We start from the raw sequence: 6,979 nt of genomic DNA on the forward strand, positions 1-6,979 counted from the left end.
AGTCGGAAGCGGCCAGCGCCTGCTGGGAGTGGATCGACTGGGAGCGGCGAACCTTCACGCCCGGCATTACCAAGGGGAAGGAGGCGGTCCCAGTGCCGATGCCGCGCTGGCTGGTTGCGTACCTGGCACCCCAACGACGACCGCAGGGCCTCATCGCACCAGGTAAGCAGGGCAGGGCGCTGCCGGATGGATTCGCCCGATACGCTATGCGCCGCGCCAACGCCGCCACCTCCCTGACTGGTATCACTCCCCACCGGCTGCGCGGCACCTGCGCCACCCTCATGTCGGAAGAAGGCACGCCCATTCAGACCATCCAGGCCATCATGCGCCACAAGGACCCGAAGACCACGATGGGCTACCTGGAAGTGAACATGGACGTGGCGAGCCGTGCGCAGGACCGGATCGAGGACAAAATTTACAGTGGGCGGAAAATGGGCGATGCGCGTCAAACCGGCCCTAGCGGTGCTTGACTCTCGTGACAACACCTAATCCTCAGTGTAAAACTGCAGGTTCTTATTGCTTAGAGAAAATATCGCCGGGTTCGCGCGCGGTTGGGTCGGCTGGCCAGCGCCGAAATGCAACCAGGACGGCGCCACCGGCGGGATGTTCCACAGCTGCGCACGTCGCTCATCCCGCAGCGCGGCGAATGCTCAATATTCCGTTATCAATCAATGGGTTACGTGAGCATCGCCGTGCCGCGTCGAGCAGCTGCGGGGCCGGCTCGGGGCCAGGCCATTTGGCCAAAATTCGTGACGTGTTGAGGGGCTCAAAAGTTACACAAAATCAGGTTACAAGAAAAGTTGCGCTCGCCTTTACGTGTAACTTCACCCTGACCGGCTCAAAAGTTAACTTTAAGTCAATTCAACGCTTTTTCGAGCCAAGCCGGGAAGGTGGCCACTGGCGCGTGGCGTGCAGCACACGCAGCACGCGCACCAGGTCGCCGATAGTGTCGTAGACGAGGATGTAATTCTGGTGCGCTACCAGCTCACGGGTCCCAGCAACGCGGCCAAGCTTGCCCAGCCCAGGATGATCGACCAAGCGGCCCGCCTTTTCTGCAAACAGCTCATCAAGGGCGAGCGCGGCGGCCGGGTTGTCTGCCTCGATGTATTCGTAGATGTCGTCGCGGTCTTGGATCGCGACTGGTGTCCAAAACAACTCCATCATTCGGCGGCTTCCAGCCGGCGACGTGTGGCGGCGCGCTTGGCGGCGAACTTGGCTTCAACCTCAGCCACCGGAACCAGATTGCCAGCATTGGCCGAGTCGAGGCCGATCTGGACCTGGCGACGGAACCAAGCGTCTTGTTCCGCCGCTTCCTCCTGCTGCCGAACGAAGTCACGCATGAAGTCGCGGAGCAGCTGGGCGCCAGTACGATCGCGGCCCTTAGCGGCTGTCGTGAACTGGTCTTTCAGGCTTTCATCGACTCGGAAGGTAAAGGTTGCTTCGCTCATGGCCCTACTCCTATGTGTTACAGCGTAATCACATAGTAGCACATCCAAGGGTCACTCCGTTTCGACGCTTGACATTGCAACGGTTTGCCAGCATCGAAATGCAAACAGGGCCGCGCACCAGGGCGGAGGTTCCACGGAAGTGAAAGTCGTTCTAGTATGACAAAAAACACGTGTGTTGCAGAGCGTAAGGCGTAGGACTACAACCTAATAGGCGATCTTCCGACACTAGCTAATGTGCCAATGCGGTTTAATTAAAACGTGTGATATATCTCCGTCCACCTCCCCGTCGTTGCGCCAAAACTTCGCGCACCTGGGGCGATATGTCGCGAAAACGCATGGTCTGCAATATTCGTCCAAGCGTGGAAAAAACCATTATGGAAATCAAACCGAACGAAATTTCCGTGAACGATACCGTCAATTTTGATGATCTCACAACCCTGCGTGGAGATGGCAACGCTTTTAGCAGGCAGTTCGTCGATCGGCGCGCGCCGCTTCGAATTCCCCTCATCAGCCAGCTCCCCGTAGCAGCTTTTTGCTGCGACATCCAAGGGGCGGTCGTGAGTCACAACGAAGCTGCCGCCGAGATTTGGGGGCGCGTGCCTAATCCCTCGGAGATTGGCCAGTGGAGCGGCGCGCACGCCATGTTCGACCTCGACGGGCATTGCTTGGCGAGGAAGGATTATCCGTCTGCACAGGCAGTTGCGGCTGGCAGAAACCTCGACGCCGTCGAAATGTGGCTCGAACGTCCGGACGGAACGCGTCGTCGCATCGAGTCCCACCCAAAGTTGGCGCGCGGGTCCGGCGGCGTCGTCGCCGGAGCCCTCTGCGTGCTAGTTGACAACACGGAACGCCAGCGACTCGCTGACGAGCTCCAACGGGCCGACGACGACCGAAGCGCCTTCTTGTCCCTATTGGCACACGAGCTTCGCAACCCCCTATCGCCAATCCTGAGCGCGGCCGCTGTGATGAAGCGTGTATCTACCGACGCCCAGATCGTTAAGATGGCCAACGTGGTCGAGCGGCAGGTGAAGTTGCTGTCGCGATTCGTAGGAGATCTTTTAGACGCCTCTAACTTGGCCGAGAACGGCATCTCGCTACGTATCAAACCGGTGCTTCTATCCAAGGTAGTTGACACGGCGTTGGATGCCCTTTCGGAGAAGGCTGAGTCTCGAGCGCAACATATCGGCGTTAATTTCGAAGCGCGGGACAAGACGGTCGTTTGTGATCCGGAGCGCGTTTCGCAGGCGCTCGCCAATGTTCTTCTCAACGCCAGTGAGTTCACCGACAACGGGGGAAGCATTGCACTGCGAATAAAGGTCGACGGTGCGCTGATGGAGGCGGAGGTCGAAGACAGCGGCATCGGCATCGCCCCTGAGCAAATCGCGATGATTTTCAGGCCTTACACCCAGTTTGCCACCCACAAGGATAGGCTACGGGCTGGGGCCGGGCTGGGTTTAGCTATCGCCAAGGACATTTGCGAAAAACACGGCGGTCTAATCACCGCCACGAGCGACGGAACCGGCCAGGGCAGCCGGTTCCGCCTCATCCTTCCAATCGTTTGCGCTCAGGATTAACCGCCATTTGGTCCGCCTTTCCTATTGTTTCGCCATTTACCGTGCATTGCGAGCGGCGAAAAAGATTCTAAGCTTGGCGCGAGTCCGCATTGGCCCCACAGGCTTAAACCAGGGCCGCAGGGCTTTAGGGAGGGACCCCTCCACGCCAAGAGCGCGGGGCGATCTCAGAAAGCAGCGCCAAGAGTTCTCCGAGATTCGCGGGCTTCACGAAATAGTGATCGAAGCCTTCAGCCAAGGCTGCTGCACGTCCGTACTCCTTCCCCCGGCCTGTCACCGCCACCAAGGTTGCCGATGCGGCACGCGGAATGGCCCTGATTGTTCGGGCAAGCTGATTGCCGTCCATTCCCGGCAGCCCAATGTCCAGCAGGAAAACGTCGATGTCCTCCGTTGCAGCACGCGCGAGGACGCGAAAAGGATCCTCCTCTACCTGCACGCGGTGGCCGCTTTCCTCTAAAACCATGCGCAGCATGCGCGCTGCATCAAGATGGTCGTCGACAACCAAGATGTCAAGCGCGCGGACCGCAGCTGGAGCGAACGGCGGGATAGGCTCGGGAGCGGCGCCTGGCGGACCTGCCAAGGGCAGCTCAATGAAGAAAGTGGATCCAGCGCGCGGCCCCGCGCTGTGGGCCGACACCGTCCCACCGTGGAGGCTGACCAAGCTTTTGACGAGCGAAAGGCCTAACCCCAAGCCCCCATGCGCACGCTCCGACGAGCGTTCGCCCTGCGTAAGCAGTTCGAAGACATGCGGCAGCAGGTCCGGGTCGATTCCGACCCCACTGTCCCGCACGCTTATCGTTGCCGCGACGCTATCACATGTCATCGAAAGCTCTACGCTTCCACCCGCTGGAGTGAACTTGGCCGCGTTTTGAAGCAGATTTGCTACTGCCTGCACCAGACGGTTTGCGTCGCCGTGTGCTACAACTGGCGCGCCTTCGGGCAGGTAGGTGAAGCAATGCCCGCGTGCGTCCATGGCTGGACGGGCCTGCTCGACGGCGTCGTCCAAGACTTGGCGCAGGTCGATTTGCCGGACGTCGAGGGTAATCACGCCCGTGTTGAAGCGGGAGACGTCGAGCACATCGTCAATCAGACTGGTCATGCGCTCGGCTTGGCGCGCAACGATCTCCGCGGCCTTGCGGGCCCCTGCATCGCCGGAGCTGCGGGCCTTCAAGATCTGGGCGGCTGAGACGATCGGCGCTAAGGGATTTCGCAACTCGTGGGCAAGCATCGCGACGAACTGGTCTTTACGGCGGTCGGCAACGCGCAACGCCTCCTCAGCGCGCTTGCGCTCGGTTACGTCGATGGACACGCCTTGGATGCGGGCCGGGTGGCCGTCGCTCCCTGCCACCACCGTGCCGCGCACTTGTAGCCAGATCAGGTTCCCGTTGTCGAGGCGATTGACACGTATCACATCCTCGTAGGTCCCCAATGAGGCCATGGCCGCAGCTCGCCGGGCGGCCATGCTGACCAAGTCTTCTGGGTGGACCGAGTGCCAAACGGCACCAACGTCCGTCCAGTCGCCGCCCAGCACGGCGACGGCGTTGTCGGAGAAGACCGTCCTGTCCGTCAACAAGTCCCAGTCCCAAACCACCATGCGCGCGGCGAGCATGCCTTGCTTCAAGCGGGCCTCGCTGGCCTCGCGCGCAGATATAGCGACCCGCCGTTCGGTGACATCGAAGCCTTCGACGAAGATGCCCGTGGTTCGACCGTCGGCGCCGAACAGAGGCTGATACACGAAGTCGACGAAAAGGGCGTCGGGCGGTGTGGCGGCTTCGCGCTGGATTGACAACGGCACGTCGCGGGCAACAAAAGGAGTTCCCGACCGGTACACCTCGTCAAGCTTCTCAAAGAATCCTTGTCCCTCCAAGTCCGACAGCGCCTCGCGCGCTGACTTCCAACGTAGATCCCGCCCGCCCACCAAGCGTGAGAACGCGGCGTTGGCGAACTCGAAAACGTGGTCTGGCCCATCAAGGATGCACATGAAGCCTGGGGCCTGCCCGAACATTATCCGCAGCCGCTGTAGCTGGGCCGTTTTGAGCTCATCGGCGTCACGTCGCGCTCTCGCCGCGTCTTCGGCCAAGCGCAGGTACTCGATGGCTTTAGCGGCGGAGGCGGCGCGCGCTTCGGTGACGTCCTCGCAAACTGCCATAACGCCGGCAACGCCTGCCTCGTCGAGCAAGGCCGCGCAGGCGTATGACCAGACGACGGCATGGGGAACGTCATCCTCCGATGAAATCTCCGTTCGGTCCGCGCAGCCCGACATTTCTCTGCCGGCCATGATCGCATCGACTTGCATCGCGACCTCCCCTGACGGCGGCCCGGACAAATGGATGAGCGATGTTAGTTGCCCGTAGGCATGGTTGTGCAACTGAATGAGGCCCGTGCCCCACCAGACGACAGTCGGACGGTGGGAAACTAGGGCCATGCGCATGGCGGTGTTGAGCACAGGCGGCCACGCCGCCGGATCTCCCAACGCTACAGGGGAGATCCGGCAGGCTGTTAATCGGCCGCATTGTTCGATGAAATGAGATCCGTGCGGCATGCGCTTCCGTATGGGGCCGGCCCGGCAGCCGTGTTGGAACTCAGGATGTGGCGCGAGGCCAGGGTTGGGCTCGCACCGGAAGGCCGCGCCGACGGTCGCCTTCGGTGCCATTATACCCAAGCCAATAACACTCGGCAGGCATTGTGCCCCCGTTTTTTCTCAGCACCAGGTGATGCTTCGGAAATCAGTCTTAACGCCGCATGAAATGCCATTCACGCAGCGTTCACGTTTGACTCATTTGACATAATTTTCGATGCGCGAAAATCCACTCTTGCGCGCCCCCATACCCATTGCGCAAGGAATTTTGCGCGAAATAGCCATAGCGAAACTTGCGCAAAAAGCCGTAAAATTCGCTCCAATTCGATAGTCTGAAAAACTGACTCTTGCGAAAAGGGCTTTTAATACGGGCGCTTTCAAGGGGATGACGCCGGATCGTCTCGCCGTCGGGCGGGCATGACGCACTGGCGAACCGCCGTCGTCGTGCCCGCCAAGGGGCCAGGCGGCTAATTCATGTTCGTGCGGCGCGCCACCATCCAGATAGGGCGGGGCCTGCCACCGAGCACCAAGCAGATTGAAGCCAGCGCGACGCTTGTTCCGCTGGCTTTTTTTTTCATGCCCGCAGCAATCTCCCTTCCACCGTCCTGAGCATTCAGGCACCAGCCCCGGCGCAACGATGCGTGCGGGGCTTCTTTTTTGAGCGTCCGTGATGGCACGAGTAACCCCCGTCAAGCAGGACGCAGTGGCCGAGCAGGCTCAGCCAACGATCTATCAGGCGCGCAATGCCGCTGCCCCTTGGCTGCGCGCCCAGGTTCCGGAAGACGACTTCGATGATGTCGAGTTCGCCCGCAGCTGGGCCTTGGGGCACGACGGCGTCGATTCGATCGGCACCCTGCAGGGCAAATATCAGAAAGCGCGTTGATCACCATGGCAAAAGAAAAGAAGGTTATCGACTGGGATCTGGTCGAAAAAGACTGGCGCGCCGGCATCAAGACCAAGCAGCAGATGGCCGTCGAGCACGGTGTGTCGCGCGCGGCCATGGATAAGCGTTTTGCCAAGCTCAACATTAGCCGCCATCTGGGCAGCAGGATTCGGGCAAAAGCCGATTCGATAGTCGAGCAGTCCGTCATGCCGGCACCGGCCGTTCCGCTGTCGCCGGCGCGCGAGCGCGAGATCGTCGAAGTGAACGCGGCCATGCAGTCGCAGATAATCCTGTCGCACCGCGCGGACATCCAGCGCACCCGGCGCCTGTCGATGCAGCTGCTGGAAGAGCTCGAAGTTCAGACTGACCACACGGACCTGTTCCGCGACCTGGCCGCGATCCTGTGCCAGCCGGACGATAAGGGCGTCAACAAGCGCCTTGAGCTGTTCGAGAAGGTCATGTCGCTAAATTCCCGTGCGGGCACCATGAAGACGCTGGC

At 60.7% G+C, this 6,979-nt stretch carries 7 protein-coding genes; 4 read left to right on the top strand and 3 right to left on the bottom strand.

Annotated features, from left to right (window positions below; translation table 11 throughout):
• A partial coding sequence (locus tag F2P46_RS35160; protein WP_166899081.1) for a site-specific integrase occupies nt 1-470 on the top strand: 470 nt, incomplete at its 5' end.
• Nucleotides 471-861: 391 nt separating this feature from the next.
• On the opposite strand, the gene F2P46_RS35165 is transcribed toward F2P46_RS35160, so the two are convergent.
• Both F2P46_RS35165 and F2P46_RS35170 read right to left on the bottom strand, forming a co-directional pair.
• Nucleotides 862-1,164, bottom strand: a complete 303-nt coding sequence (locus F2P46_RS35165; protein WP_306659413.1) for a type II toxin-antitoxin system RelE/ParE family toxin — start codon at nt 1,162-1,164, stop codon at nt 862-864.
• Nucleotides 1,161-1,448 (bottom strand): CopG family ribbon-helix-helix protein, encoded by a 288-nt coding sequence (locus F2P46_RS35170; RefSeq protein WP_166899083.1) that lies wholly within the window; start codon nt 1,446-1,448, stop codon nt 1,161-1,163. Before F2P46_RS35170 ends, F2P46_RS35165 begins: the two co-directional genes overlap by 4 nt.
• Nucleotides 1,449-1,822: 374 nt before the next feature.
• Between F2P46_RS35170 and F2P46_RS35175 the strand changes: the two genes are divergently transcribed.
• A complete protein-coding gene (locus tag F2P46_RS35175; RefSeq protein WP_166899085.1) occupies nt 1,823-3,022 on the top strand; it encodes a HAMP domain-containing sensor histidine kinase in 1,200 nt (399 codons plus the stop codon).
• Nucleotides 3,023-3,146: 124 nt separating this feature from the next.
• On the opposite strand, the gene F2P46_RS35180 is transcribed toward F2P46_RS35175, so the two are convergent.
• Nucleotides 3,147-5,465 carry an ATP-binding protein gene (locus F2P46_RS35180; protein WP_166899086.1) on the bottom strand — a complete coding sequence of 773 codons (2,319 nt, stop codon included), beginning with the start codon at nt 5,463-5,465 and terminating at the stop codon, nt 3,147-3,149.
• A gap of 802 nt (nt 5,466-6,267) precedes the next feature.
• Between F2P46_RS35180 and F2P46_RS35185 the strand changes: the two genes are divergently transcribed.
• Both F2P46_RS35185 and F2P46_RS35190 read left to right on the top strand, forming a co-directional pair.
• The gene (locus F2P46_RS35185; protein WP_166899088.1) at nt 6,268-6,480 is read left to right on the top strand and encodes a hypothetical protein; all 213 of its coding nucleotides are present in this window, start codon (nt 6,268-6,270) and stop codon (nt 6,478-6,480) included.
• Nucleotides 6,477-6,979: hypothetical protein (locus F2P46_RS35190; RefSeq protein WP_166899090.1), on the top strand; the 503-nt coding region annotated here is incomplete at its 3' end. The genes F2P46_RS35185 and F2P46_RS35190, both read left to right, overlap by 4 nt.

Origin of the sequence: Massilia sp. CCM 8734 (assembly GCF_011682155.1) — a bacterium.
Lineage (GTDB): Bacteria > Pseudomonadota > Gammaproteobacteria > Burkholderiales > Burkholderiaceae_D > Telluria_A > Telluria_A rubra.

Excerpts from the sequence above, each read along its gene's own strand:
- F2P46_RS35170 (WP_166899083.1), bottom strand. The coding sequence starts at position 1,448 with ATGAGCGAAGCAACCTTTACCTTCCGAGTCGATGAAAGCCTGAAAGAC.
- F2P46_RS35185 (WP_166899088.1), top strand. The coding sequence starts at position 6,268 with ATGGCACGAGTAACCCCCGTCAAGCAGGACGCAGTGGCCGAGCAGGCT.
- F2P46_RS35165 (WP_306659413.1), bottom strand. The coding sequence starts at position 1,164 with ATGATGGAGTTGTTTTGGACACCAGTCGCGATCCAAGACCGCGACGAC.
- F2P46_RS35175 (WP_166899085.1), top strand. The coding sequence starts at position 1,823 with ATGGAAATCAAACCGAACGAAATTTCCGTGAACGATACCGTCAATTTT.